This is a genomic window from Peribacillus kribbensis DSM 17871, assembly GCF_000430765.1.
GTDB classification, from domain to species: Bacteria; Bacillota; Bacilli; order Bacillales; family DSM-1321; genus Paraperibacillus; species Paraperibacillus kribbensis.
Genome location: NZ_KE387241.1, coordinates 259,243 through 284,368 on the forward strand (window position 1 = coordinate 259,243; position 25,126 = coordinate 284,368).

The 25,126-nt window shown below is 44.4% G+C and carries 31 protein-coding genes; 6 read left to right on the plus strand and 25 right to left on the minus strand.

Annotated features, from left to right (window positions below; translation table 11 throughout):
* Position 1: 1 nt before the first annotated feature.
* The 13 genes from H539_RS0121565 to H539_RS29355 form a co-directional block, all read right to left on the minus strand.
* On the minus strand, positions 2-316 hold the full coding sequence (locus H539_RS0121565) for a hypothetical protein (RefSeq protein WP_026695243.1): 315 nt from the start codon (positions 314-316) through the stop codon (positions 2-4).
* Positions 317-491: 175 nt separating this feature from the next.
* Positions 492-680: a hypothetical protein gene (locus H539_RS0121570; RefSeq protein WP_026695244.1), complete on the minus strand. Its 189-nt coding sequence runs from the start codon at positions 678-680 to the stop codon at positions 492-494.
* Between the two features lie 222 nt (positions 681-902).
* Positions 903-2,117 (minus strand): hypothetical protein, encoded by a 1,215-nt coding sequence (locus H539_RS0121575; protein ID WP_026695245.1) that lies wholly within the window; start codon positions 2,115-2,117, stop codon positions 903-905.
* A 13-nt stretch (positions 2,118-2,130) separates the two neighbouring features.
* Positions 2,131-2,970, minus strand: coding sequence for a hypothetical protein (locus H539_RS0121580; RefSeq protein WP_026695246.1), 840 nt, complete (start codon positions 2,968-2,970; stop codon positions 2,131-2,133).
* Positions 2,967-3,656 carry an ABC transporter ATP-binding protein gene (locus H539_RS0121585; protein ID WP_026695247.1) on the minus strand — a complete coding sequence of 230 codons (690 nt, stop codon included), beginning with the start codon at positions 3,654-3,656 and terminating at the stop codon, positions 2,967-2,969. Before H539_RS0121585 ends, H539_RS0121580 begins: the two co-directional genes overlap by 4 nt.
* Before the next feature lie 11 nt (positions 3,657-3,667).
* Positions 3,668-4,042 (minus strand): GntR family transcriptional regulator, encoded by a 375-nt coding sequence (locus H539_RS0121590; RefSeq protein ID WP_026695248.1) that lies wholly within the window; start codon positions 4,040-4,042, stop codon positions 3,668-3,670.
* Positions 4,043-4,178: 136 nt separating this feature from the next.
* Positions 4,179-4,973, minus strand: a complete 795-nt coding sequence (locus tag H539_RS29350; RefSeq protein WP_051348731.1) for an STAS domain-containing protein — start codon at positions 4,971-4,973, stop codon at positions 4,179-4,181.
* Positions 4,960-5,613 (minus strand): cobalamin B12-binding domain-containing protein, encoded by a 654-nt coding sequence (locus H539_RS0121600; protein ID WP_026695249.1) that lies wholly within the window; start codon positions 5,611-5,613, stop codon positions 4,960-4,962. The genes H539_RS29350 and H539_RS0121600 overlap by 14 nt, the downstream gene beginning before the upstream one ends.
* Complete coding sequence (locus tag H539_RS0121605) at positions 5,610-5,975, minus strand: hypothetical protein (RefSeq protein WP_026695250.1); 366 nt, start codon at positions 5,973-5,975, stop codon at positions 5,610-5,612. Before H539_RS0121605 ends, H539_RS0121600 begins: the two co-directional genes overlap by 4 nt.
* Positions 5,972-6,277 carry an antibiotic biosynthesis monooxygenase family protein gene (locus tag H539_RS0121610; RefSeq protein ID WP_026695251.1) on the minus strand — a complete coding sequence of 102 codons (306 nt, stop codon included), beginning with the start codon at positions 6,275-6,277 and terminating at the stop codon, positions 5,972-5,974. Before H539_RS0121610 ends, H539_RS0121605 begins: the two co-directional genes overlap by 4 nt.
* Positions 6,278-6,433: 156 nt before the next feature.
* Positions 6,434-7,969: a solute symporter family protein gene (locus tag H539_RS0121615; RefSeq protein WP_026695252.1), complete on the minus strand. Its 1,536-nt coding sequence runs from the start codon at positions 7,967-7,969 to the stop codon at positions 6,434-6,436.
* The gene (locus H539_RS0121620; protein WP_026695253.1) at positions 7,966-8,298 is read right to left on the minus strand and encodes a DUF485 domain-containing protein; all 333 of its coding nucleotides are present in this window, start codon (positions 8,296-8,298) and stop codon (positions 7,966-7,968) included. The genes H539_RS0121615 and H539_RS0121620 overlap by 4 nt, the downstream gene beginning before the upstream one ends.
* Positions 8,299-8,636: 338 nt before the next feature.
* Positions 8,637-9,194 carry a ribonuclease FAU-1 family protein gene (locus H539_RS29355; protein ID WP_051348732.1) on the minus strand — a complete coding sequence of 186 codons (558 nt, stop codon included), beginning with the start codon at positions 9,192-9,194 and terminating at the stop codon, positions 8,637-8,639.
* 388 nt (positions 9,195-9,582) lie between these two features.
* Between H539_RS29355 and H539_RS0121630 the strand changes: the two genes are divergently transcribed.
* Positions 9,583-9,879 (plus strand): hypothetical protein, encoded by a 297-nt coding sequence (locus H539_RS0121630; protein WP_026695254.1) that lies wholly within the window; start codon positions 9,583-9,585, stop codon positions 9,877-9,879.
* 559 nt (positions 9,880-10,438) lie between these two features.
* Here the strand turns inward: H539_RS0121630 and H539_RS0121640 are convergent.
* From H539_RS0121640 to H539_RS0121660, 5 genes are all read right to left on the minus strand, one after another.
* Positions 10,439-11,056: a flavin reductase family protein gene (locus H539_RS0121640; RefSeq protein WP_026695255.1), complete on the minus strand. Its 618-nt coding sequence runs from the start codon at positions 11,054-11,056 to the stop codon at positions 10,439-10,441.
* 45 nt (positions 11,057-11,101) lie between these two features.
* On the minus strand, positions 11,102-11,713 hold the full coding sequence (locus tag H539_RS0121645) for an alpha/beta hydrolase (protein ID WP_026695256.1): 612 nt from the start codon (positions 11,711-11,713) through the stop codon (positions 11,102-11,104).
* Positions 11,710-12,660: a ring-cleaving dioxygenase gene (locus H539_RS0121650; protein ID WP_026695257.1), complete on the minus strand. Its 951-nt coding sequence runs from the start codon at positions 12,658-12,660 to the stop codon at positions 11,710-11,712. Before H539_RS0121650 ends, H539_RS0121645 begins: the two co-directional genes overlap by 4 nt.
* Before the next feature lie 14 nt (positions 12,661-12,674).
* A complete protein-coding gene (locus H539_RS0121655) occupies positions 12,675-13,649 on the minus strand; it encodes a ring-cleaving dioxygenase (RefSeq protein ID WP_026695258.1) in 975 nt (324 codons plus the stop codon).
* Positions 13,650-13,745: 96 nt separating this feature from the next.
* A complete protein-coding gene (locus H539_RS0121660) occupies positions 13,746-14,132 on the minus strand; it encodes a DoxX family protein (protein WP_026695259.1) in 387 nt (128 codons plus the stop codon).
* A gap of 237 nt (positions 14,133-14,369) precedes the next feature.
* Between H539_RS0121660 and H539_RS0121665 the strand changes: the two genes are divergently transcribed.
* The gene (locus tag H539_RS0121665) at positions 14,370-15,038 is read left to right on the plus strand and encodes an SOS response-associated peptidase (protein ID WP_026695260.1); all 669 of its coding nucleotides are present in this window, start codon (positions 14,370-14,372) and stop codon (positions 15,036-15,038) included.
* Positions 15,039-15,103: 65 nt separating this feature from the next.
* Here the strand turns inward: H539_RS0121665 and glsA are convergent, their stop codons facing one another.
* Together glsA and H539_RS0121675 are read right to left on the minus strand one after the other, a co-directional pair.
* Positions 15,104-16,033: a glutaminase A gene (gene glsA, locus H539_RS0121670; RefSeq protein ID WP_026695261.1), complete on the minus strand. Its 930-nt coding sequence runs from the start codon at positions 16,031-16,033 to the stop codon at positions 15,104-15,106.
* 128 nt (positions 16,034-16,161) lie between these two features.
* Positions 16,162-16,599, minus strand: coding sequence for a GyrI-like domain-containing protein (locus H539_RS0121675; protein ID WP_026695262.1), 438 nt, complete (start codon positions 16,597-16,599; stop codon positions 16,162-16,164).
* A gap of 237 nt (positions 16,600-16,836) precedes the next feature.
* Between H539_RS0121675 and H539_RS0121680 the strand changes: the two genes are divergently transcribed.
* The 3 genes from H539_RS0121680 (at position 16,837) to H539_RS0121690 (ending at position 18,478) form a co-directional block, all read left to right on the plus strand.
* Positions 16,837-17,289, plus strand: coding sequence for a VanZ family protein (locus tag H539_RS0121680; RefSeq protein ID WP_051348734.1), 453 nt, complete (start codon positions 16,837-16,839; stop codon positions 17,287-17,289).
* A gap of 98 nt (positions 17,290-17,387) precedes the next feature.
* Positions 17,388-17,918, plus strand: coding sequence for a YfiT family bacillithiol transferase (locus H539_RS0121685; RefSeq protein WP_035323731.1), 531 nt, complete (start codon positions 17,388-17,390; stop codon positions 17,916-17,918).
* A 119-nt stretch (positions 17,919-18,037) separates the two neighbouring features.
* Entirely contained in the window at positions 18,038-18,478 is a 441-nt protein-coding gene (locus tag H539_RS0121690; RefSeq protein WP_026695265.1) for an OsmC family protein, read from the plus strand.
* A 31-nt stretch (positions 18,479-18,509) separates the two neighbouring features.
* On the opposite strand, the gene H539_RS0121695 is transcribed toward H539_RS0121690, so the two are convergent.
* Positions 18,510-19,067 (minus strand): cysteine hydrolase family protein, encoded by a 558-nt coding sequence (locus H539_RS0121695; protein ID WP_026695266.1) that lies wholly within the window; start codon positions 19,065-19,067, stop codon positions 18,510-18,512.
* A 127-nt stretch (positions 19,068-19,194) separates the two neighbouring features.
* Between H539_RS0121695 and H539_RS0121700 the strand changes: the two genes are divergently transcribed.
* Positions 19,195-19,632: an Lrp/AsnC family transcriptional regulator gene (locus H539_RS0121700; RefSeq protein ID WP_026695267.1), complete on the plus strand. Its 438-nt coding sequence runs from the start codon at positions 19,195-19,197 to the stop codon at positions 19,630-19,632.
* Between the two features lie 69 nt (positions 19,633-19,701).
* Here H539_RS0121700 and H539_RS0121705 read toward each other — a convergent pair whose 3' ends face one another.
* The 4 genes from H539_RS0121705 to H539_RS0121720 all read right to left on the minus strand — a co-directional run bounded on the left by H539_RS0121705 (position 19,702) and on the right by H539_RS0121720 (position 24,563).
* Positions 19,702-20,943, minus strand: coding sequence for a hypothetical protein (locus tag H539_RS0121705; protein ID WP_026695268.1), 1,242 nt, complete (start codon positions 20,941-20,943; stop codon positions 19,702-19,704).
* On the minus strand, positions 20,888-22,192 hold the full coding sequence (locus H539_RS0121710; RefSeq protein WP_026695269.1) for a hypothetical protein: 1,305 nt from the start codon (positions 22,190-22,192) through the stop codon (positions 20,888-20,890). Before H539_RS0121710 ends, H539_RS0121705 begins: the two co-directional genes overlap by 56 nt.
* 134 nt (positions 22,193-22,326) lie before the next feature.
* The gene (locus H539_RS0121715) at positions 22,327-23,577 is read right to left on the minus strand and encodes an MFS transporter (protein WP_162144771.1); all 1,251 of its coding nucleotides are present in this window, start codon (positions 23,575-23,577) and stop codon (positions 22,327-22,329) included.
* A gap of 368 nt (positions 23,578-23,945) precedes the next feature.
* Complete coding sequence (locus H539_RS0121720) at positions 23,946-24,563, minus strand: VanZ family protein (protein ID WP_035323665.1); 618 nt, start codon at positions 24,561-24,563, stop codon at positions 23,946-23,948.
* Positions 24,564-25,126: the final 563 nt, after the last annotated feature.

The window sequence follows — 25,126 nt, forward strand, 5'->3', positions numbered from 1 at the left end:
ATCATTCCTTGTATCGAAGGTATTCAAATTTCCCTGTAGGCTCTTCCTTTACAACAGTTCCGTTCAGGTCAGTATATATTTCATACTCTTCGTACTTCTCAACGAGATAGCCATGATCTTCTGAGGTATCAACGAGACGGCTTTCCATAAAGGGAAGGTTCATGACTTTCTGCTCCTTCTGCCCGGCAGATGGATCGAGGGATACCTGAAGAGACCCCGCTTTGCTGTCCCGGTCTGTACCGGGAGTTTCCATAAACGCAGCAAAGGCAAGCAGTCCCGCGACACAAGCAGCAGGAAGGAAAGTTTTTTTCATCACTCTTGAATCCCCCTTTGAAGATCTTTGTAATAAGCTTATGCTCGTCCCCCGGGTGATTATGCCAAGTTATCTAGGGCGTGTACTTTCTGTTTTGTAAAAAATGTCTTGCATTAAAAGGCTAAATCTACCGAAGCCTTAATAAAACGGATAGAAAAAAGCAGCCGGCCGGCTGCTTTTAGTCATCATATTTTTGTTCAATTTCATACTCGATCCCAAGCTCATTGAGTACAGCTCTTACAGCCTTAACAGGCGTCACACTGTCCAGAACCTTTTTTCCGTCGACAAAAAGCTTTGTCCCATATTCACAGCAGGCTCCATCCTCGCATTCTTTTTCCCATTCCACAAATGCAATTTTATGCTTCATGATGTGCATAACTCCTTCCATTTTGGCGTTCATATCTGCTAAGCTTCGTTCTCTATTGTTTAAGCAGCCTCATGGCGGTCATTTGATATATTTGAGGATGCCGTCATCCAGAGTTGGACGGCTATACCATCATTTTTAGTATCTATCTCTTCCCTCTACTTTATCATAACTTGTCCTTTTTTCTTAGAAAAAAGGCATTCCGGGCTGGAATGCCTGATTCTGTTATTTTATTTTTAAACCATACAATTCTAATTGCTTCAAGCGGCTGTCCTTATTTCCTTTTTCCTTTAGTTCTCCATGATAGACAATGGACTGCGTATCAAGGTCAGCAGCATAAAGGTCGTATACAGGTGTCTCTCCTCCTAGATCATTTCCTTGTTTAAAAAGGAGATAGGATTTGCCGCCGGCAAATATACTCCACGTTTGGATGCTATCTCCTTCACCATTCTTGTGCGGTAAGACAACCTCGTTATCAAGTTTTCCATTACTCAGATTAACTGCACTGATCTTAAGTTGATCCTTTAGTATCTGCCCTAAATAGATGTCAGACTCTTCATAATAAGGCTCGATTTCATTGCTTTGATTCTCCAAAACATCTTTTGGAATGTTTAATTCCCCTGTACTATCATCCATATAATCATAAAAAGAGAAGCTGCTCTTCCCAGATGGGATATCTTCTTCCGTTTTCTTTGTCAGGTAATTTTTAAACACAATATATTTGTTAGGCTTAATATGGTTTTCGGAATTCACTATCTGGTGATGGAGCTTCATATCAGCTGGTGCCTTTTCATTTGAGAATAACGTTTGGTCTCCAATCAATTTCTTTGCTGGGATATCAAACGTGTACACATGAAATTCCTCATCACTTGAATTACCATTCATATAATTGGAGGTTAAAACCTTCAGCTCCCGATCGATATATTGAACGTCCTGGACAGACACCATATAATATCTGTGACTGTCCTTCAGCTGAGATTCGAAAGTGATCTTGTTTTCTGATTTCTTATTCAGAACATCGATGTTAAAGGTATAGACTCTCCCTCCGCTATTTTCATCATGTTGATCCTTAACACCCGCATAGGCGAGCAGCCTGTCGTCTTCATAAAGGGAATCCTCCATCCGCTTGCCTCTCATAAAGTTCCGGTATTTCTGCTGTAATTCTTTTATCGTAGAATCAAAATATCCTGCTCCCATAATCTGCTCGACAAGTGAACGATCATTTCCATAGTCTGTTCCATTTTTTGAAACCTCTAATCTTTGATTGGCCGAATAAAACCCATTAATTACAAGGTCTTTAATTTCATTCTCATTTCCTGATATTTTCTTTATATAATACTGCGGAAGCTTGCTTGTAGAATTGGCGGCTTGTACATAATAAGTACCTATAGTCAGCAAAATCAAAACAAGCAGCACTCCTGGACGCCAATATTTTTTCAATATCTTTCCCTCCTTAGACTGAGACCTTTTTTGTAATCAATCTGCAGCCCAGCCAGATTGTGCATCCCAATAAAATCAATCCGATAATCAATACCAGTGAGAGAAGTTCCTCAGGATATAAATAATCTCCAAGCCCTAATGTTTCCAAGATGAAAATAGGTGCGAACAGGATAATGAGTACCGCCGCACAATATAGAATTCCAAGGACAATTCCTTTAATCCGATAGCTTCTTTCAAGCAGTACAGCTGTAAATAGACTAAATAAAGCCAGCAGGCCAAGGCTATAGTATAAAAGGAATGCTGCAAACGTTTTTGGCAGGAACACGGAGGTAATCGTGTTATTCTGCAGAAGTGTCAGCACAGGAAAATCTCTCCGAAACGCTCCAGGCACCAATGCTTTGAATAGACCCACCTCAAGTGGGAAGATCAGAAGCTGAACCCCTACCAACCCAAGTACCATTAAAAAGATTGCCAGTGCTTTGGAAAAATAGATGCTCGATCTAGAAGCAGGAAGCATCAGAAGCCGGTAAATAAACGTATTTTTTCCGGACCAGTCTCTGTACCAGATGAGGAATATATATAGAATTAAAGCAGCTGCGCAGATGGCAATGGGAGCTGCGAACCATAATGAATTCATCACTTTGTTAGAAAAATCAACCAATCCAAACTTCATGATGTATTCAGCCTGCGACAGCACATTTAACCTCATTTCTTTCCGGGCATCTGACATATAGGATCTGGAAATCAGATATGTTCCCAAAAACTGCACTAGTATGGTCAATCCCAGCAATACCGCATAAATCTTTGAGAATCTCTTAAGCTCAAAATTTAACAGCTTTGTAAAACGGTTCATCCCATGTACACCTCTCTCATTACATCCACAACGGATTTCCCTTCACTGGACCGCATTTCTTCTGTACTGAATTCCTTTAGCACCCGTCCATTATCCAGGAGTACAACCCGGTCGATTAAGTGTTCGATATCGTTGATTTCATGTGTTGTGATGAGGACCCCTCTGTCTTCGATCAAATGGGAGGTGAAGACATTAGCAATCTGCTCTCTGCTGAATATGTCAATCCCTGAAAATGGTTCATCCATCAATATGTAATCCACATCGATTGCAAGGCCCAAAAGAAGATTGATTTTTGCCGTATTTCCTTTCGAAAGCTCGGAGATCCGCATCTCGGGAGTCAGTTTAAAAAACTCCAGGAGCTCAGCTGCCCGCCCGGGATTCCAATTGTTATAAAAGTCATCCATAAACTCAAAGGCTTCCTTAATCGTCATGGATGGGGGCATGATGGCCGCATCCGGTATGAAGGTGATTTTCTCGTAAGTATCTTTTATTACTGGAGCTTCATCCACCAGAATCGTACCGCCCTGATAGGGAGTCAATCCCATAATAGCCTTCAGCGTGGTGGTTTTTCCTACACCGTTGATGCCGATCAGACAGGTGATTTCCCCTTTATTCGCCGAGAAAGACACACCGTCCAGCACCTTCCGCCTGCCAAACTTTTTGACCAGTCCTTTTACTTCTATCATGGTTTACCCTCCTATACGTTCTCCTGCTCGGAGTAATTTTCGCTGACCTTTTTCAGCAGTTCATCCAAAGGCACCTTGATCGGACGGACAGCCTCAACAAATGCATTCACGGCCTCCAGCAGTAATTCCTCCCGAACGGAGCTTAGCACCCGCTCGTCAGTGGTAATCTTACTTGGAAAGTTTCGTTCTGTTGTGATCAATCCCTGTTCCTCCATTTCTTTATACGCTTTTTGTGCTGTATTTGGATTGATTTTCAGCATGCCTGCAAGCTCCCGCCGCGATGGTATTTCCTGGCCGGCTTCCAGATTTCCGACAGCAATTTCTTCTTTAAAATACCGGACCACCTGCAGGTAAACGGGATCGCGGTTATTAAAAGTAATATTCATGCTAACATCTCCTAGCGTGTGTACTACTTAGTTCATACACTGTATATCTGTACTATACAAGTAATACACCTGGCTGTCAATCTCATTTTAAGAAATTTTTCCATTTTTTCTCCATAAAAAAACACGCCCTATACTTTTAGTCACTAAGGCGTGTTTGTCTATTCTTCTGTTTCAGCTGTACCTTCTTTATAACCTGCTTCAGAGTTGACTCATATTGGACAGGCCAATGTGTCAGGCTGTCATTCAGCTGCACCGCATGATTTGGATTCAAACCAATGATTTTGATGGCACCATTGCCGATGATTTTCAGCATTTGAAACAATTCGCCGAGAAGGGCAATCCCATGGGTTTCAAACCTGCCCGTGGCCGTAAAATCAAATAAAATGGTCTGATAGCTGCCTTCGTAAGCGCGCTTGATAATAGCCGGATTTAAAACCCTCATTTTCTCCCCGGTAATATCGCCGAACAAAGGAACAAAAGCCATTTCCTGTGACAGCGGGATGAACGGACCGGACAGCTCGTTCTGCCGTTCCAGGGCTGATTCCAGCTCCTCCTTCTTTTCATACAATTCAAAGTCTGTGGAGAGGAGCCTTTTCTGCAGGCCAAGAAGCTTGTCCTCCAAAACCTCTATTTTCTGGCCGATTGGAATTAAGACCATGTGGCAGTGGTCCTCATAGTCAAAGGATATAAATACATCAAATAATTCTATCGTTTCATACTTTGTGAGGAAGTTTAGTTCAATTTTCCTCCGGTCCTTGGATAAGAAAAGATTATTATAAAGCTTTTCGACACTGCCTTCATCGACAAGGCTCGTAAGCTTGTTACGAGAAATCTCGAAGTACTTTAAAACCTCGAGAGAATTTCCAATAATATTGAAGTTGCTGTCCACTTTCAGATAGGGAACAGGCAGGTATTCATCATAATAAGGCATCTAATTTTTCTCCATGTTCTTTCTGTCCTATTATCTTATACAGTTCGTTCAGGTCTTTTACAAGGACAGCCTCTTTGCAATATGGAAGCAGATCGTATGTCCCTACAAGTCTTCCTCCCACAAAGATTTCGGGCTTGAAGGATAACTTAGACAGCTCTTTTACATAGGTTTTCAGCAAGGGCAGATGGTAGACAATGGTCACGGATAACCCAATGACATCAGGCTGCCAGGCCGCGGCATGCTTCAAGGCATACTCCAGAGGAAGATTGGGCCCGAGGTATCTCGTATTCCAGCCTGCTTCCTCAAACAGACTGCTGACCATTTTCAGTCCAAGATAGTGCTGTTCACCTTCCAGGCATAAAAACATAGCCCGCTTATTGAGCATAGCTTGCGATGATGAACTCTTGGCCGGATAAAGACGTGATAAAACAAAGTCGCAGACAGCTGTTGCTAGATGCTCGTCAGCAACAGAAATATCATTATTTTCCCATAGATCCCCAATATATCGCATGGCAGGGGTGAAAATATCAAGAAATGCCTCTGCCCGATTATAGTAATGGACTTTTTTGACGATATTTAGAGCGTCCTCCTGGTCACCTTTCAGCAGGGCCTCTGCAAAGCTTTTATAAATTTCTCTCATTTGCCTTCCGCCTCCTTTGTAAGGACGCTCCGGGCTTCTGATAAGTAAGACAAATAGGAGCCAATTTCGCGGGAGCCGGATTCAGGATGGTCCCTTAAAACTTGTCCAATCAAATCAAAGTTATCCAGAAGGTGCTGTGTAGTCATTCCATGCCTTGTCAGGATGCCATCAAGCCAGACGGCATAATCGGTAAAGAACTTTGATCTATTCAACTCCCACGCCGTATGCAGATGCTTAAAGTGGTGATGATTATCCTCAAGGCACTTTTTCTTTCCCTTCTCACCGTACTTCTCATGAAGAGATGGGTCCAACTCATAGATTTTGTCGGTTACGATTTCTGCTAGAATAGCAGTTTCAATCATCGAGCCACCACCTTATATTGCTGAACCTTGGGAATTACTGCCGCAAGATCTTTATCAGGATATTTTTTCTCCAGTTCGTGAATTTTCTTAAATTCCTCGCTTCGCACCCACTGAAGATAGTCCTCTTTGCTTTGGAATAAAAGCTGAACAGTCAATTCACCGGGCCGCTTATCGTTCTGCAGCAAAAAGAAATCCACGAATCCCGGCGCCTGATCAACCATTCGGGAACGGTTCTTATAAATATTGATCACTTCTTCTGCCTTTTCTCCAGCTACATCAAACGTTGAAAAAACTGCATACATCGTATAACAGGCCTCCCTAATACCAATACCTTAACTATAACAGGGATTTAAAAATTAATGAAAGAAAAAAGGGCTGTTTCTCTTAGTGCTTTCGCAAAACAAAAAGCGACTTTGAGAGTCGCTTTTTGCTGTAATCGTTTTTGGACATAGGAACAGTCATCCCAATCCCGCACCTGTGTTGGTCTTGACCAATACTTCTTCATATTTTTTCACGTCAGCTTTCTGGCTGGAGAAAAGGGTGCCAAGATATCCTGCAAGGAAGCCCAGTGGAATGGAAACTATTCCAGGGGTTGTATAAGGGAAGATGGGGTCTCCCACAAAGATGGCGGCTCCTTCTACTGGACTGAAAACATTTGGACTGATGAGGACAAGGCCGACTGCCGAGATCAGGCCGACCGTCATCGCCCAAATGGCTCCTGTGGTATTAAATCTTTTCCAGTAAATTGTATAAATGATAACCGGCAGATTCGCACTTGCAGCTACGGCGAAAGCCAGGGACACAAGGAAGGCCACATTGAGGCTCTGTGCTCCAAGTGCCAGGATGATGGAGAGAACGGATACCCCAATCGATGCATATCTCGCCATCCTGACCTGCTGGGCTTCTGTGGCTTTTCCCTTCTTCAGTATTTCATTATAAAAGTCATGAGAAAATGCGGAGGCAGCTGTAAGAACAAGCCCTGCCACCACTGCCAGGATTGTGGCAAATGCTACTGCAGAAATAAAGGCAAAGAGCATATTGCCCCCAAGGGCCTTTGCCAATAAAGGCGCAGCCATATTTCCGGCTGCATTGGCCCCGGTAATTTTTTCGGTGCCGACAAAGGCTGCGGCCCCAAAGCCAAGGAAGATTGTCATTACATAGAAGATTCCAATGATCCACGTAGCAAATACGACAGAAGCTCTAGCGGTTTTCGCATCACGGACGGTGAAAAAACGGACAAGGATGTGCGGCAGGCCGGCCGTTCCAAGAACCAGCCCCATATTAAGGGAGAGTGTGTCCATTCCATCTTTGTATTTAACACCGGGATTCAAAAACGCTTCTTTAAGCGGAGTGGCGGTTTTCATCTGGTCAAACATACCTGTTATGCTGAAATTAAATTTGGCAAGGACAATGATGGAAATCAGGAGTGTGCCGCCCATAAGCAGGACCGCCTTCACAATCTGGACCCAGCTTGTGGCGTGCATCCCGCCAAAGATCACATATACCGTCATTAGGACCCCGACAATCAAAACTGAGGTAGTATAGTTTAATCCGAGAAGTAATTTTATAAGTGCTCCTGCGCCCACCAGCTGGGCAATCATATAAAAAATCGAAATGGCAATTGTATTCATCGCAGCAAAGCCGCGGATTTTTTTGGCATTGAACCGGACCGCAATCATATCGGCGAACGTATACTTGCCAAGGTTGCGCATCGGCTCAGCCACTAAATAGAGAACCACAAGATAGGCAACAAGGAAGCCTATGCTGTAAAAAAAGCCATCAAAGCCTGTTAAAGCGACGGCACCTGCAATCCCTAAAAAGGATGCAGCAGACATATAATCGCCGGCAATGGCCATTCCATTCTGCCAGCCTGTGAGGCCTCCACCAGCTGTGTAAAACTCACTGGCATTGCTGGTTTTTTTTGAAGCGTAATACGTAATGATCAGGGTCACGAACACAATAACAAGGAACATACTGAAAGCTGCTGTATTCACGATTCAGCTTCACCTCTTTCTTCCATCACTTTATCCGCCATTTCGTCAAACTTCCTTGCTTTCTTTGAATAGACCATGCATAACACCCAGGTCATGACAAACTGAAGGAAAGCGAAGACCCAGGCCCAGGTAATGCTTCCGATAAAGGAATGATTCAGAACAGTCGTATAAGAAGTTAAAATAGGAAGTGCAAAATAAAAACAGAGAAAAAACACAATCATAGGTACAATGAATTTTCTTTTCTCACTTAATAATTTCTGAAAAGTCTCTGAATGGACAATAGAGCTGTAATCGCTTACATTATTATTCCTTTTCTTCCTTGCTTCCACCAATAATCCCTCCCTTGTAATGGTTGAGTCCCCTGACAGTCAAAAGATTTCAATATCACCCCCTTATAAAATAACTATCAGAATATTCCATCACTAAAATTATAGTTAGTTTCAATTCCTTTATGCAAGTGAAAGTTGTCTATCCCTCTTTTTTTGCCTAAAACACTTACCAACCCAACGTTCTGGAAACTTTCAGCTGGTTCTCAAGCTGTTTTCAGGTTCTCCCTTCATTATAAAAATATGGCCAGGCATTCATTCCCGCAAAAAATGGCCCGTAGATCTATGAATAAGGAGAAAAGAATCATGAATAAGCACCAGGGAAAACCCTGGTGCCCTTATTATTTATACGAACTTAATTTTACTCCAGCTCCCCGGACCCCTTTTCCGATATAATTTTCGCTGGCCTTTAACAGTAAGAAGTTTCCTGATTTGTGCATGTCGATCAGCATGGAAAGTGTCTGGTAAGCTGAATCAAATTGTTCTTTTGTTATAGCATTGGATTGGAGAGCATCGGCAAGCTCGTCTTCATCAAGGATAAAATACTCGCCGTCAGGCAAAATTACAAGATCGAGATATAAGTCATCATACCAGGGGATACCATTATCACCGATTCCATGCTGCCAGCACACATCCATATACCATTGGATGATCCGCCCTTTGGTATCAACAACGGCGGTTACTGTGTAACGTTCCCCTTCTGGAAAAAGTTGTATCCAGCTGTATCCCTCCTCAACGATGCATTGAGTGATGCCATTGTAGGTGACAAACAGAGGCTCGCGGATCTTCTCGAAGTCAATCCGGGTCCACATTCCGTTATAATCAGTAGATCTGCTGCTATGGAATTGACTTGCAAGCAATCGGCTCCAATTTTCTCGATCTGCTTTTTTCCTTTTCATCGTCGCTCCCTTTCTTGTCTTTTTTGTTATTTTAACAGAATACCCAAAAAAGTGTGATAACTATTTACTCACTTAGCATTTTTGTTGATAAAAACGGCGCTCAAAGGGGATTTCACCCCTGAGCATGGATGTTTTACTGCGCAAGGATTGTGGGAAGTCTATTATAAGGGCCAAAATCAGTGAAGGAACATGACGCACAGCCTTATACAATAAATTTATGAATAGCTTGGAAAAAGCCCTATATTCATAGAATAAGACAAAGTTCCTGTGCATCACACCCTGCAAGATGACTCGACATTATTGCCTGCCAGTCAGCAGCAAGCCGAACTGGATACCGCCTTCCCTGACAGCCGGGGCTTTGAACTACATACAGATAAGAGGGCGTTTTATGACAATCATCCTATTTCTTAGAGTTATTTTTACATTGGGAATCTTACTTGGTGCATTTGGGTTTCTATACTCAGCCATGGAAAAAAGAACACAGCAGAAAAAACTTCTGCTGCTATTCGCCTTCCTGTTGTGCTCAGCCCCCCTCTTATGGGCCGGGATAACAGGGGATCATTCCGCGGTTTTCAACATTGTCCAAATATTTGCCTTTACCTGGATGCTCACCTGCATCTTTCTATTTCTGGCCATGATTCTAACCGTCATCAGGATTGTCAGAAATCATATCAACCATGAATAGAACATTATGGGCGGGAACGCAGAAAGTTTCCGATAGGGCGGAATCAGATTCATTGAGTTGTTAGTGGATCATTGCACATGGACAAATCTTTTCCAGGAGGAGAAGGAACCTTGGCAGCTTCGGACTGATTTCGTCAACGGATCACAAAAGCTGTCCGAACTCAGATCCACTTCGGACAGATTGCGGACCCTGGTCTCAAAAGCTGTCCGAACTCAGATCCACTTCGGACAGTTTGCGGACCCTGGTTCTCAAAAGTTGTCCGAACACTGATCCACTTCGGACAGTTTGCGGCACCTAGTCTCAAAAGGTGTCCGAACTCAGATACACTTCGGACAGTTTGCGGACCCTGACCACAAAAGTTGTCCGAACTCAGATCCACTTCGGACAGATTGCGGACCCTGGTCTCAAAAGCTGTCCGAACTCAGATCCACTTCGGACAGCCTGCCATCGCTAAGCTTAAAAGGTGTCCGCATCCAGCAATATTCCCGCACTTCAAAAGCTCCCCATTCCCCTAAGACAAACAAGGCTGCCAGAACCTCCGGCAGCCGATAACCACATCTTACTCATATTTAGGACGTTCAATATCAAAGATCCCGCCAAGCTTGGAATAGCTGTTGCCAGCAAGCCTGCTGACCGGTTTTAGAAGCTGAGGGTCAATTCGGCCCTTATCATACAATTCATCTTTGATATGATAATGGACCACCTCTCCAATCAATAGATCACAGCCTGGCTCTGCTTCCTTCCCCCCAAGCGGGATAATCTGTTTGATCCTGCATTCCAGCCGCACTTTTGCTTCCTTGATGCCGGGTGCTTTTACTTTGGTACTTGGAATTGTGGACAAATCAGCTTTCTCAAGCTCTGACCGGTTATACTCGTACTCCACGGCTGTATCGTTGGCAGCCTCCACAATCTCTTCGTCCGTAATATGGACCACCATCTCACCGGTTTCCTGCGCATTTCTTGAGGTGTCTTTCATCTGCCCGCTCTTCCTTTGGACAGATACCGAAATCATCGGCGGATCAGCACAGACGATATTGAAATAACTAAACGGAGCAATGTTTACTACACCCTCCGCAGACAGCGTCGATACCAGGGCCACCGGCCTCGGGATGACACTGCCGATCAAAAACTTATAATTCTCCCTTTCATCCATATCCCGCGGATCCAATGAAATCAAGCGAAAACCTCCCTCAGGAAATGGGGACAGTCCCCATTTCCAAGATTATTTCCCAAAGTTCTTCTTAAACCAATCCCCCGCAGCATCAACTTCGGTGCGTGTGAGCTGGTGTCCGTAGTTTTCCCAGTGGACCGCTACAGAGGCACCGGCTTCAACCAAAAGCCTGCCCAGTTCCTCGGTTTCAGATGCCGGGCAGATTGGATCGTTTTTCCCCGCTCCGATAAAGACCGGAATTCCGCTTAGGTCCGGTAGACTGATCCCTCTTCTTGGCACCATTGGATGATGAAGGACTGCTCCCTTTAAGGCATGTTCATAATGGAACAGCAGGCTGCCCGCTATATTGGCTCCATTCGAATAGCCCACCGCCACCATATTATTCCGGTCAAAACCGTATTTACCAGCGGCCTCCTCCAGAAAATCATTTAGCTCCTTTGTGCGGAAGATGAGATCCTCCTCATCAAAGACCCCCTCAGCCAGCCTTCGGAAAAAACGGGGCATCCCGTTCTCGGACACATTTCCCCTGACACTCAGTACCGCAGATTCAGGGCTGATTAATTCAGCCAATCCCAATAGATCATTCTCTGTTCCGCCAGTCCCATGCAAGAGAAGGAGAACAGGAGCATCCTTGCTTGTCCCTTCGTTAAAAATGTGCCTCATGATTGGTCCTCCTCAAGGATTCTTACTTCTGCTCCAAGCAGATTCGCTTCGATCAATGCACGCTTTTCTTCCAGCCACGGAGGCAGAAGCAGGCTCCTGCCCATTTCTTCAGCCGTTTCATCCCTTGTGAACCCCGGGGGATCTGTTGCGATTTCAAAAAGAATTCCGCCCCGCTCCCGGAAATAGACCGCATTGAAATACTGCCTGTCCTTTACAGGAGTGACCCCATAGCCAAGATTTGCAATATGCTCCCGCCAGACTTCATGGTCCTCATAATCTGCCGCCCTCCAGGCGATATGGTGGACGATTCCGGCCCCCATGCTCCCTGAAGGCACCGGAGTCAGCTTTACATCAATCACATTGCCGAGATCATCCGATGCTTTAAAACGGGTAAAATCACCCTCTGAGCCTATTTCGACAAGCCCCATACCTTCGGTTAATAACTTCATGGTGCTCTCAGGTTTTAATGTCAGCAGCACCGCGCCGCCAAAGCCTTTTATGGCCTTATCCGCCGGTATTCCGCCAAAGGACCAGCTGCTGGCTGTTCCCTCTTTCCGCTCAACCAGCTCAAGATGAAGGCCGTGCGGATCATCAAACTGAAGGGTTTCCTCTCCAAAGCGTGTCAGCTTCTCGAAGGATACATTAAATTTGGCAAGGCGCTCTTCCCAAAATGAAAGGGTCCCAACAGGAACCGCAAAGGAAGTAACCCCAACCTGTCCTGATCCGATTTTGCCCTGATACGCATTCGGCCAAGGGAAAAACGTCATAATGGTTCCCGGACTTCCCGCTTCGTTACCAAAATACAAATGATAGGTGCCTGGATCATCAAAGTTTACCGTCTTTTTTACCAGCCGCAGCCCGAGCACCCCGGCATAAAAATCCACGTTCTCCTGCGGATTTCCGACGATGGCTGTAATATGGTGAATGCCAGCTGTTCTTTTACTCATTTATTCTCACTCCCTCACAAATTGGCCGTATCAAGAGGCTTCAGCTTCGCTTCAATTTCTGCTCTCTTTCCTTCAAGGAAAGGAGGAAGCGCAAGTGATTCGCCTAAATGCTCCAATTCCTCATCCGTATCGAAACCAGGTCCGTCTGTAGCCAGCTCAAATAGTATTCCATTAGGCTCTCTGAAATATAAAGATCGGAAATAATACCGGTCCACAAAGCCTGAATTTGGAATTCTGGCTTCTTTTATTTTCTTAACCCATTGTTTCATTTCCTCTTCATTATCCACTCTGAAGGCCACATGATGAACACCGCCCCGCCCAAGCCTTTCACGAGGCAGATCCTGCCGTTCCTCTATATGAACTTCTGCGCCTGATCCGCCATTTCCTGTTTCATAGACCAGAATTTCCGGCTGCCCCGGTTCTGCTGCAGGATAAGAGCCTTTTTTGCGGAATCCCAGGAGATTCGTCAGAATGCCGATCACCGCTTCAGCTGATTCCACTGTAAGCTGGACAGGGCCAAGACCCAAGATGGCCTTTTCAGCAGGGACTGCGCCTTTCTCCCATGGCTTTCCTGCTTCAACACCCGTATTATGTTCATCAGAAACCAGAATCAGGCGCTGCCCCTCGGGATCCCTGAATGCCAGGGTAAGACGGCCGCCTCTTTCCACAATGTCATCCTGATCGACTTTAAATTCGGCAAAACGGTCCTTCCAGTACTCTAGAGCGCTGTTATCCTTTACACGGAGCGAAGTAGCCGAAATGCTGTTGCCCCCCTTATGCGTCCTGGCGGCCATCGGGATTTCAAAGAATGTCAGCTCAGTCCCGGGATTCCCTTTTTCATCACCGTAAAACAAGTGGTAAACAGATGTGTCATCCTGGTTGACGGTCTTTTTAATCAGGCGCATGCCCATGACCTTTGTATAAAATTGATAATTATTTGCTGCCTTGGCTGTCAGTGCAGAAACATGATGGATTCCTTTTAGCTCCATTAAGATGCCTCCCTTTTTATTTATTGGTTTATGTAAAAGCTGGCTTTAGAAAAGGAGGCAGGGACAGCCTCCTTTCCACAGCTAAGCCTGTATAGATTATAAAAGTGTGTATGCTCCCGGCCCCGTCAAGGCAACACCAAGAACCACGGCAATCAGGATAAAATTATATTCATATCCATTGGCTGTCACCCAGAAACCATTTGCGCCATGCACCTTCACAATGGCACCTAACATAGTAGCAATAATAAGAATCGCACCTGCCCAGACGAAAATGCCTGATGCGAAGAAGAATCCTCCCAAAAATTCTGCCAGTCCGGCAAGAAGCGCCATTCCGTATCCCGGCTTCAGGCCGATGGAATCCATCCACTGCCCTGTACCCTTTAATCCGTAGCCGCCAAACCATCCAAAAAGCTTTTGTGCTCCGTGAGCCATCATGACAAGACCTATGACTAGACGTATAATGAGCAATCCTGTATCTACCATTGTATATTCCTCCTAAAGTTTAATAGATTTATATTTAAATTAAAAGTCTTGAATTAGAGATATAAGACCCAAAAAAATTAAACGGCTTGTTTAAATACTTTTAATTTAAATATCTTGAATTAAAGATAAATGATTTCATTTGATCTGTCAACTGTTTTTTTCAAACTTCTGTAAAACGGGCTTTCCCTTCTGGATTCACTGCCCAATGAAAGGGTATTATGAAGAGAGGTGATTCTTATGTGCGGAAGATTTACCCTGACACTCGGGGTTCTTCAGCTTCAAAACACATTCGGCTTTGAATTCAGCGGCGAACTCGTTCCGCATTATAATATAGCACCCAGCCAGGATATTCTGACGATTACAGGAGATGGATCGTCCCGGTTTGGAAGCCTGATGAGGTGGGGTCTCGTCCCTTTTTGGGCAAAGGACCCTAAAATCGGCTATAAAATGATCAATGCGCGGTCTGAAGGAATAGAAACTAAGGCAAGCTTCAAGGGCCCTTTCAGAAGAAACCGCTGTCTGATTCTGGCTGACGGATTTTATGAATGGAAGAAAACAGAAGAAGGCAAACAGCCGTACCGGTTTATCATGAAGGATGAAAAGCCCTTTGCCTTTGCCGGACTGTGGGATACATGGGGCAGGGGTGAAGATCTTCTGCAGTCCTGTACCATCATCACGACCCGTGCCAATGAAACAGCAAGTGATGTACACGACAGAATGCCGGTCATCCTTCCCGAGGAGGCATATGATGATTGGCTTGATCCCTCCTTATCCGACATCACCTTATTAAAATCGCTGCTTGTTCCCTATTCTGCTGAAGAGATGGATAAATATGAGGTTTCTCCAAAGGTCAATTCTCCCAGGAATAATACACCGGAGCTGCTTGTTCCTGTTAATAGTTTTTGAGCAAGCCCGCAGCAAAAAGAGGACGCTGCAAAGGTCCTCTTTTTCCTGAGTTTCTAATCAGCTGGTTAAAACATACTTAACGAATACTTCCTCGACATCATCTCCAGCAATTTTAAACCAGCCAGACTGTTGCCCTTTTCATCCAGGGCGGCTCCGAAAACACCAATCCCGCATTTCCCCGGGACTGCGGCCATGATCCCGCCTGACACACCGCTCTTTGCCGGAATTCCTACATTTATGGCAAACTCCCCTGAGGCATTGTACATTCCGCAGGTAATCATAAAGGTTTTGCAGATTCGGGCTACATCCCGAGGCATCACCTGCTTCTCTGTCTCCGTATTGAAACCGTCCATGGCAAAAACACAGCCCATTTCCGCAAGAGCCAGGCAGTCCATCTCTATGGAGCACTGCTTGGAATACAGCTCCATCAATTCCTCCACATCTTCATTAATGACTTTGCTCTGTTTCATGAAATAACAAAGCGCCCGATTTAAATGGGAGGTTTCAAACTCGGATGATGCAACCTCAGCATTGTAACTGACCGCGGAATTCCCGGTCAGGTCATGGATAAAATCCAGGATCCGGTCAAGACGTTCCTTTATGCTGTTTCCCTTGATCATGGAGGTAATGGCAAGAGCCCCTGCATTGATCATAGGATTTAGCGGCTTAGATGGATTGATGGTCTCAAGCTTGGCTATGGAATTGAATGGGTCTCCGGTAGGCTCCTGTCCTACACGCTCAAATACATACTCTGCCCCGCGGTCCATAATGGCGAGCGCCAAGGTAATGACCTTGGAAATGCTTTGAAGAGTCAGCTTCTGGTTACCGTCCCCGGCTGTAAAATGGCAGCCGTCCGGATAGAAGAGAGAAACCGATAAAAGCTCTGGATCCACCTTTTGGAGGGCTGGAATATAATCCGCCGCCTTCCCAAGCCTTGCATAGCCCCTGGCCTCGGCCACCAGCTGTTCTAATTCTGGTTGAGATTGGCACTGCACACACATCACCCTTACAAAGAAATATTTGGTTTAGTTTCAGCGGAACAGGGCGAAAACATGCGTAAAAAAGGAGCTGCCCATCCATTTAATAAGGCAGCTCCCTTTCTTACGCGATCATATTCAGGCATTTAGGCCAATTTCACATACAGACTGTATCCTTCTTCATCATTCTTTTCCGGGGTATATTGAATTTTAAAGTCCTCCGGGTCCACCATGAGGCAGTTCTCTTCTGCCCAGCTCATCATTTTTCCGAAATGGCCGGCAATATCCGTAACAGGGCCGCTGTAATGGGAATAAAGATATTTTTGTTTTGGTATGGCAGCACCTTCAAACCCCTCGGGAATATCAGAAAGGGAAGACACTTCCACCCCTACAAGCTGCGTAAATTCCCCGTCCCTGACATGAAGGCAGATATCCAGTATGTACGGCGAAACGCGGTTTTTTATTTCGTCCTTTTTTTCCAACACCTGCCGCCATGCTTCAGGCATTTGTGTCCCAAGCTCCTGCCAGCCGCAGGCCACCTTTTTTCCCACTGCGAGAAAGCCTTCTTTATTTATGATTTCCATTCGTTCCTCCCCCTTTTCTTTTTATAGACATTCTCTGTATTTTAAAGATTTCCTTTTAGCCTGACTGGTTTTTTTCTTTAAAATTCTGGCGGCATGTCAGATAATAAGGGGATGAAAGACAGATGTTCGGGAGAATTGCTGCCCGGAGTTTGTTGGGACCTGATGCCGGGTATTCCTGAACTAGGGCGGGCTGGCTCTTTTGAAATGGAAAAACTGCTAAGAGAAGAGACGGATATTATGAAAACTATGCAATTTCTTTACAAACTTTTTGTAATTTCTATATTTTGGCTGTATATAATCATACTGATGTACCTGTTGTTTTTTTCAGCTTACCGGCAGAGAGTTCAAGGGGAATTCGATTATAATCTTGTTCCTTTTGTCTCGATCTTCCGTGATATGAGGCAAATGAACGCACACCTTGAGATACAGACGTTTACCAATAATTTAGTTGGCAACATTCTGGCCTTTTTCCCGTTCGGCCTGCTTCTCCCATTGATATGGAAAAGGGGAAAGACTTTTTGGAGAACTGGACTATTGGCATTTGGGCTATCACTGACCATTGAAACGCTGCAGATTTATTTTAGAGTCGGTGCCTTTGATGTAGATGATATCATTCTGAACACGGCAGGGGCTGTCAGCGGCTGGATGATTATAAGGGTGATTCTGTATATACGAAAGAAATTTACATAAAGGGCGGGCATAGGCTGACATTCTCTTGAATATAGTAAGAAATGTTTGGCCTGCCTGGCTGCCCATAACAAGATACGAAGATTTGAAGCTTAGGAGTGATAGAATTGGAAGACCGTAAATACCCGATAGGGCGGTTTGTTGTACCGCATGTATTTTCAGAGGATAGTATCGATATTTGGATTAATGATATTGCTGCTGCCCCAGCCAATATCAAAGAGGCCGTTCACGGCCTGTCTGACGAACAGCTGGATACCCCGTATCGTGAAGGCGGCTGGACCATCCGCCAGGTCGTGCACCATATAGCAGACAGCCACATGAATGCTTATATTCGTTTTAAGCTGGCACTTACAGAGGATTTTCCTACAATCAAGCCATATAAAGAAGGAGACTGGGCCCTGCTCAGCGATTCCTCCGCCGAAATCTCAGCCTCTATCCAGATCATCGAAGGACTGCACACGCGCTGGGAAGCCCTGCTTCGTTCCATGAAACCAGCTGACTTTAAACGGAAATTCATTCATCCCGAAATGCAGACCACCATTAATCTGTACACAACCCTGGCCCTCTACTCCTGGCACTCCCGCCACCACTGCGCCCACATCAACTCCCTGCGCGAACGAGAAGAATGGTGATTGGGCACATTCTGGTATGTCCCTATTTCCCGATTATTTCCCATACCAAGCCGGGCTGCTTCGCTGCCCGGCTTTTTAGTGCTATGATGAATCTATCTTAACTGTTTGGAGGAAATGCTATGGCATTACACAGTTTTCATCTAAAGGCTGACTGGCCGGGTCTCCGCAACGATGTAGGAGAAATTGAGGCAGGAAATTTGAAGACGAAGATCTCGATCCCTCCCGAAATGGACGGGCCCGGAATCGGGACTAATCCTGATGAAATGCTGCTCGGCGCAGCTGCAACCTGCTATATTATTACGCTCGCAGCCATGATGGAGCGCAGCAAATTGGAAAAAGAGAGCCTTACCATGGAATCCGAGGGCATTGTAGATGTTACAGGCGGTGTAATCACCTACAAGGAAATCATCCACCGCCCTGTAATTGTCCTGAAATCAGACGCCTCTAAAAAAGATCGGGAACTTGCGATGAGGCTTGCAAAAAAAGCCGAAACCTCCTGCATGATCTCACGCGCTGTGGCTGGGAATGTAGACATTTCGCTTGAACCGGTTATAAAATAAACGGGAAATGGGGACAGCCCCCATTTCCCAATTATTCCCCAATGATTTCATCCGTGGTCAAGATTGTTGCAAATTCTTCATGGAGTGCAGCAAGTGAGGTCTGGTGGATTTGGTCTGCAGTGTAGTGTGTGCCGTCATGGGACGTGATGTCGAAGGAGGCCGCAGCATCGGATACCACGAAGGTGCTAAAGCCAAGGTTGCCGCTCATTCTGGCTGTAGTGGATACGCAGTGCGGTGTAATTAAGCCGGTGATAATCAGGGTGTCAATGTCATTTTCCCGTAAATACTCCTCAAGTCCTGTTCCGATAAAAGCGCTGTTCACATTTTTTTGAAAAACTGCCTCGCCGGCGCGGGGTGCTGCAATATCCTTAATCTCCGCACCATCCTGCCCTGGATATAAAGGCGATTCCGGATTAACGGACAAATGCTGGGTATGGATGACCGGGTACTCTCTTCTGCGCCATTCGCTTAACAGCCTTGAAATCTGTTCTTCTGCCTGAGGATTATTTCTCGTTCCCCACTTCTTACTGTCAAATCCTTTTTGTACATCAATGACCACCAAAGCCGTGTTTTTACCTAATTTCAACATCTGAATCCCTCCCTCTTAAGATACTTTTATTTTATTAAATACTTTCACCATTCGCCTTATGAAAAAAACGTTATTCTCCTTTAAACACCTTTCATATAATATAAAAATGAGAGGAGGGGGATTACATTTGAAAATTGATGAAATTGACAAGCACATTCTGCGCTGTCTAACTGCCAATTCAAGACTTTCCATCCGGGAGCTGTCCAAGCAGGTCAACCTCTCCGCGCCATCTGTGTCCGAGAGGGTCAGGAGGCTTGAGGAGGAAGGGGTCATTGAAGGATATTCCGCCAGTATCAATCATCCGGCACTCGGCTACAGTGTTCAGGCCATCCTTCAGATCACCACCCGCAGCGGCAAATGTGAGGAATTCCGAAAATTCATCCGGAGGCACCCCAATGCCGTCTGGTGCAGCAGAATTGCTGGTCCCGCCGACTATATCGTGAAGCTGTCGGTCAAACAGCTGAAGGACATAGAGCGCATCATCGATGAAATAGGCGGCTTAGCCCAGACTGTTACCCACATTATTTTATCCGAGGTTGAAATGGAATCCTCCATCCTGGACTAAATGATTAAGCTTCATACATTCTCCTATCAAAAACCCCGCCGATCAGGCGGGGTGTCTCCTGTTCATATACTAAACCGCCTCACTGGCCACACGGGCTTCCAATCCCTTTCTGGCCAGATACAGGCAGCTTTTTTCTAAAAGCTCAAATAATCCCGTTTCTGTGCGGATATTCAGGAAATCCACTATTGGATTCATTTTTTCAAGTGGATCCGTTTGGCAGATGCTATTAAATTGTTCCTTCGAAAAGTCACAAAATCCATGTCCGCTTACCCCGGCATGCCGGAGCTTGAGTATCTCGATGATATCATCACTGCTGAAAAGCTTATAGACCTCTTGAAAATACTTATCAGCTTCTGTCAGGTCCTTTTTATTCTTGAACTTTTTCACATGTTTTTCAAGTGTATTTAAATAGCTGTGGAAATGCCTTGTGACTCGTTCCTTTCCGGGAAGCTCGAGCTTGAAATAAGCATTCTTCCTGTTCATAAAGCTTTCACTGCCTTTTGCATCCCAGTCTATATCCCAGCCAAGGGCAAATAAGAGAAGCTCCTCTGCCAGACGATAAAGCAAGACAACAAAATCAATCAGTTTATTCTCCTCATAAAGCCGTTCAGCGGAATTATGAAGATAGGAAATAAAGGCTTTCTGGTCCTTATTTCTCAAGCCTTTCATGCTCAAGGCATATTGTATGACCTCTTCATCCTCTTCCATTTCCTTAAGCGTATCAATCAGCAGATCAAAATAATCCTCCTGGCCGTCCCTGACATGCACATCCAGATTTTTCAGCCGTTCCCCAAATAATAATAACTTAGTTAAATCTGGATTCTGCACGGAATGGTAGACCATTTTTCCTGCTGAGTGATAATTTCGGGAACAGATTAAATCATGCAGCCTTGAGTATACATCCTGAATCTTGTCTTCTTCAGCTGAAAAAGCAGGAACCAGCTCTTCCCCGTTTATGAGATATACTTCTCCTCCGCGCCATCCGAGAAGAATCTGCATGAAGACAAGCTCAGCAGGATCAGGTCTGTCATTCCAGATAAAGTAGGTGCTGTCGCCGCTCTCTATGTCTTCCTGGAGGATCTGCTTCAATCTCTGTTCAATTTCTTCAAGGCTTTCTGGCAGACTATGAAGCTTGCAGTCCTTAAAACCAGCAATATTCCCGACTTTCGGTTTTTTTTCGGAAACGTTATATAAAACATGAATGATGCTGCTGTCTTTGTCGTTAAGACCCCGCACCTTCACATTGGTTTTTCCCTTATGATAACGGCAGAACACGTGATTCTTCATCTGCTTCCTGTCCTTTCTGTACATCTAATTTAAGCTCCAGCATATAGTCAATCAGCTCTGAAAAATTATCATCCATTTTTGCACCTAAGTCTCTCAGCATCATATTGGATTCTAATAGAAACCTTCTTTTCACCTTGGCGACCGTGGTACGCTTTGTTCCATAATAGGAATGCCAGAGTTCTGCTCCCTTAATTTCCTCGCGTCCGTGCCCGATAAAGCTTTGATTCCTTACCTGAAGGGTGTGGGCGACATTTAGGCTTTTTAGATAAAAATAGGTTCCTATATAATCCTCGACCTCCCCGCTTTCATACTTCTTCTCCAATTCTTCGATCAGCTGGTAAATCGATGATTTTTTGATGGATGCTGCCTCCTCTTCTTTTGCGCCATGCTCCAAGAGAAATAAGAGGATTGCCTCACGGGCCCTGTAAAACCTTGTGAGAAATGCCGGGAGATCATCCAATTCAATGCATACCTCCATCTGTCTGTATAGCTCTTCGATGAGAGCCATATCCTTTTCCATCCCGTCTGCAGACAACAGCGTTTGCAGGATTTTTTTGGTCTCCGTAAAAATTTCTTTTTTTCCGTCCAGCTTTTCACATTCTTCCAGTAAATCAAGCGATTCTCTAAAACAAAAATTCAGCCTGCTTTCCATCATTTTCAGCAGCAGTGCAAATGATTCCGGTGCCCCGGGCTGATTTTTCACCAGCTCGAGCGCTCCCTGAAAATCATATTCCATCAGGAAACCACGGATTTGCAGTCTCCAGGACGAGTTTGAAACCGCAGATTTTGACATGGAAATAAGGGGCTTGTCCCCATCTGCAATCAAAAATCCATGCCTGCTTCCAAACTGCTTGATGCTCTCTAAGGATACGGCACGAAAACATGCCCCATCACCCAACCCCTGGAGCTGGAGAATGGTTTCATAAGGATAATAGTAAGCAATACGATGAATCAGCGCCTCGGTTTCGGACAAAAGACGGCTGAAGCTGCGCCCATTCTTTTTCATGGAGTAGGCATCCGCACTCCAGCCATCAGGGAGCGCCTCCTCCAGCAGACTTTCAAGGGACTGTTCAAGCTTATACTGGGTCTGTCTGTTCATCCCTTTTTCCACAGGAACGATACAGAGAAGAACCTTTGTATCTGTGGTTAAAGATGAAATGGCAGGCAATATGTGCTCTAGTTCAGCAGCTATATAAGAGTGAAGCTCTTTTTTTGTACGCATAGAATCCAGACTATTCAAGACCGCCAATGGCAGCAACTCATTCTCGTCCATTCCTCACACCTCATTCGTGCTATTTAAGTTATCTTTTAGTATATACCCTTAATTCTAACTATTTTGCTTTAGAAACTTTAGGAAGTTTTGTGAACATAAAAACCCGGGCCTCCATTCACCCGGGTTTATAAAATCTATGCTTTTTTTCTTCCGCTTAAATAAACCAGGATAACCGGAATCTGCAGAATTCCTACCCAGACAAGGGAGGTGCGGAGTGAAAACCTGCTGCCTATCAGTCCGACAGCCGGCCCTCCCGCCGTCTGTCCCAGGGCATCCAGCTGGCTGATCATGGATAATACAGTCGCACGCCTTTCCGAAGGGATCAATTGATTGACCCAAGTGTGAAAGAGAGGAGCCGAGATGGTACCTGTCATCGAGATGAGGATCAGCAGTCCAAGCGCGGTTGTAAAATCCGGAGACAGCGCAAAGCCGATAATCCCAATAATCCGGATTCCACTCAAGACAAGGAAAATCCGGATTACGGCATGTTCATTTTCAGTCCGGATATACCTTCGTGCCAAGGCTGCAGCAACAAAGCAGAATAACGCAGAAAGCAGATTGATGCAGCCAAACCACATGGACGCATTAAAGTGAAGGATCTCCGGCATCTTTAAAGTGATTAAAAACTGGGCCTCCCACAAACGGTCCCATCCTTCAGAGGCAGCGCCGGTGAACAGGCAAACAAACGCAAGCATACCAAGCACGGCACTCGCCTTGATGATGCCAAGACCGTCTTTAAAGGTGTGGAGTGCCGAGACCAGCCATCCTTTTTCGTTCTGGACCTCAGGAATAAAATGAGTCTCCTTCATAAAGAATACCAAAAACAAGGCTGTAAGAAGATAAAGGATGCCACCCATCAAATAGGGAAGATTCAGACCGAGCGAAGACAGAACCACACTGCAGAGAACGCCAAGTATATTGGCAGCCTGGGCATACTGGCCCGCCTTTAAAAATACTTCTCCTATGTTTTTCTCCCCGATCTCATCTGTGAGCCACGCCTGTGAGGCCCCGCTGACAAATGTTTCCCCCACACCGCGGATCATCTCTGCTGCAATGACTGCCCCGATAAACGGAATGATGCCGCGCAAGGCAGGCACGCTTCCTTCAAGTACATACGCGGTGCCAATGATCAAGAGACCGGCAATGATGGACAAACGCCTCCCCTTTGTGTCAGCGAATACACCTGTCACCGTTTCAAACACAAGGCAGGTAACCTCTAAAAACATACCGATCAAAAGAAGCTGAAACGGGTTGAACCCCAGCTCCTTAATATAATAAATGGCATAAGTCGTAAACATTAAGCTGTTTGCAAACTGAAGCATGGATTGGTAGGACACATAAATCTTGGACGCGTGCATGGATACAATCAAACCCTTCTCTCGCACGCACAGGGAAACCGCCGATGCGTGCTAATCTTGTACTATATAAACCTTACAATTTATCGTTCTCTGATCACATATTGACATTAGAATCCCTCCAACATTTTAATTCTGCTAGATGGAAATAGTTAATAAATTAGGGTTAGGAAAAAATCAAATAAATCTGTTGGTATACTGAACCGAACTCCCTTGGATCCCCCTTTTTAACGAATTGTTCCATCCACATACAAAACATACCCAATACTATTGAAAAAGCTGAAAAATTAAAATTGGTCCCATCTTAATATCTCATCCCCAAAACTAAAGTCTATTCAGGAATTTATTATTATCCGAATTGCACTTCTAATAAAGCGGTAATTCTTCCTGCTCTTCTATCAAATACCAATATACCTTGATAGTTTAGATGCGTTATTTGTCTTACCCAAAAATAAAATTAAAAGTTTATAAATAAGAAAACCTATAATAGTCCCAAACACATTACAAATAACATCGTCAATGTCTATTGTCCTTGCCATTACTACCTCTAAGAGACATTCTACAAATTGTAAACTTTCAATCCCAAGAGTGACAAAGAGTCCGATTATGATTGTATGTTTAAGCCTTTTGAATTTTCCCGATAATAAAGGTAGAAGAAATCCTAAAGGCATTAGCATTAAGATATTGCCACCTACATTTCGTACAATCAACTCAATCATAAATAAGGTGTCACCGCTATATGCGATTCCTACTTGGCTAATATCTTTAAGTATCGAGATAAGAGGTATGTAGTTTACCATTCTGTATGAAAACTCTTCGTGAGGAACGTTTATGTATAATGGGAACAATGTAACTGAGATAACCATTAATAAGTATAAAACCAACAAAAATCCTAACAATTCTTTAAACCAAACTAACGTCTTTTGGTTTTTCATTTTTAGCACAAGTATAATTACCCTCAAAAATAAGTAACACAAAACACCAAAAACAATTACTAAATCCCCATCAACTTTCAAACTAACCACCGCTTCCTTTGTATCTATAATCTCTAACTATCCCACCCTAATTTCAATAAAAAATCCAACCCCATTTATAGAAATAACACCAAACACCACTAAAATGTAACATTTTTACAATATAATTAACATACCTTCTTGAACTAAACTGCCCCTTTAGTTAAACAAGCTTGTTTGTTCTATTTCTCCTTGTTTTGGACAGATCGTTCAATGAGTGAAATGGTTGGGGGTTCGGTCGATGCCACATCTATAATATGATTTAAAGCATTAATCCCATAATGCTTGTATGGTCCAGGGTGAAAATCGGAAGCAATAGTACTTAATTTGACAAAATCTAAATATCTGGATTTTGAAAATTACAAAAAATCCCTCCCTTGAACTCCTCATATTCATCCAACAACGTAAAACTTTCATTTCTGACGGAGTATGAGATGTACCAATCAAATTCAATACGAATTACTGGTAGTGTTTCATCAACATCGATGGAGCTGTAGTTGGTTGTTCTTTCATCCGCCTCGCCTTCATTAAATTTGCAACGATCAACATCTATTATCAAAGAGTTA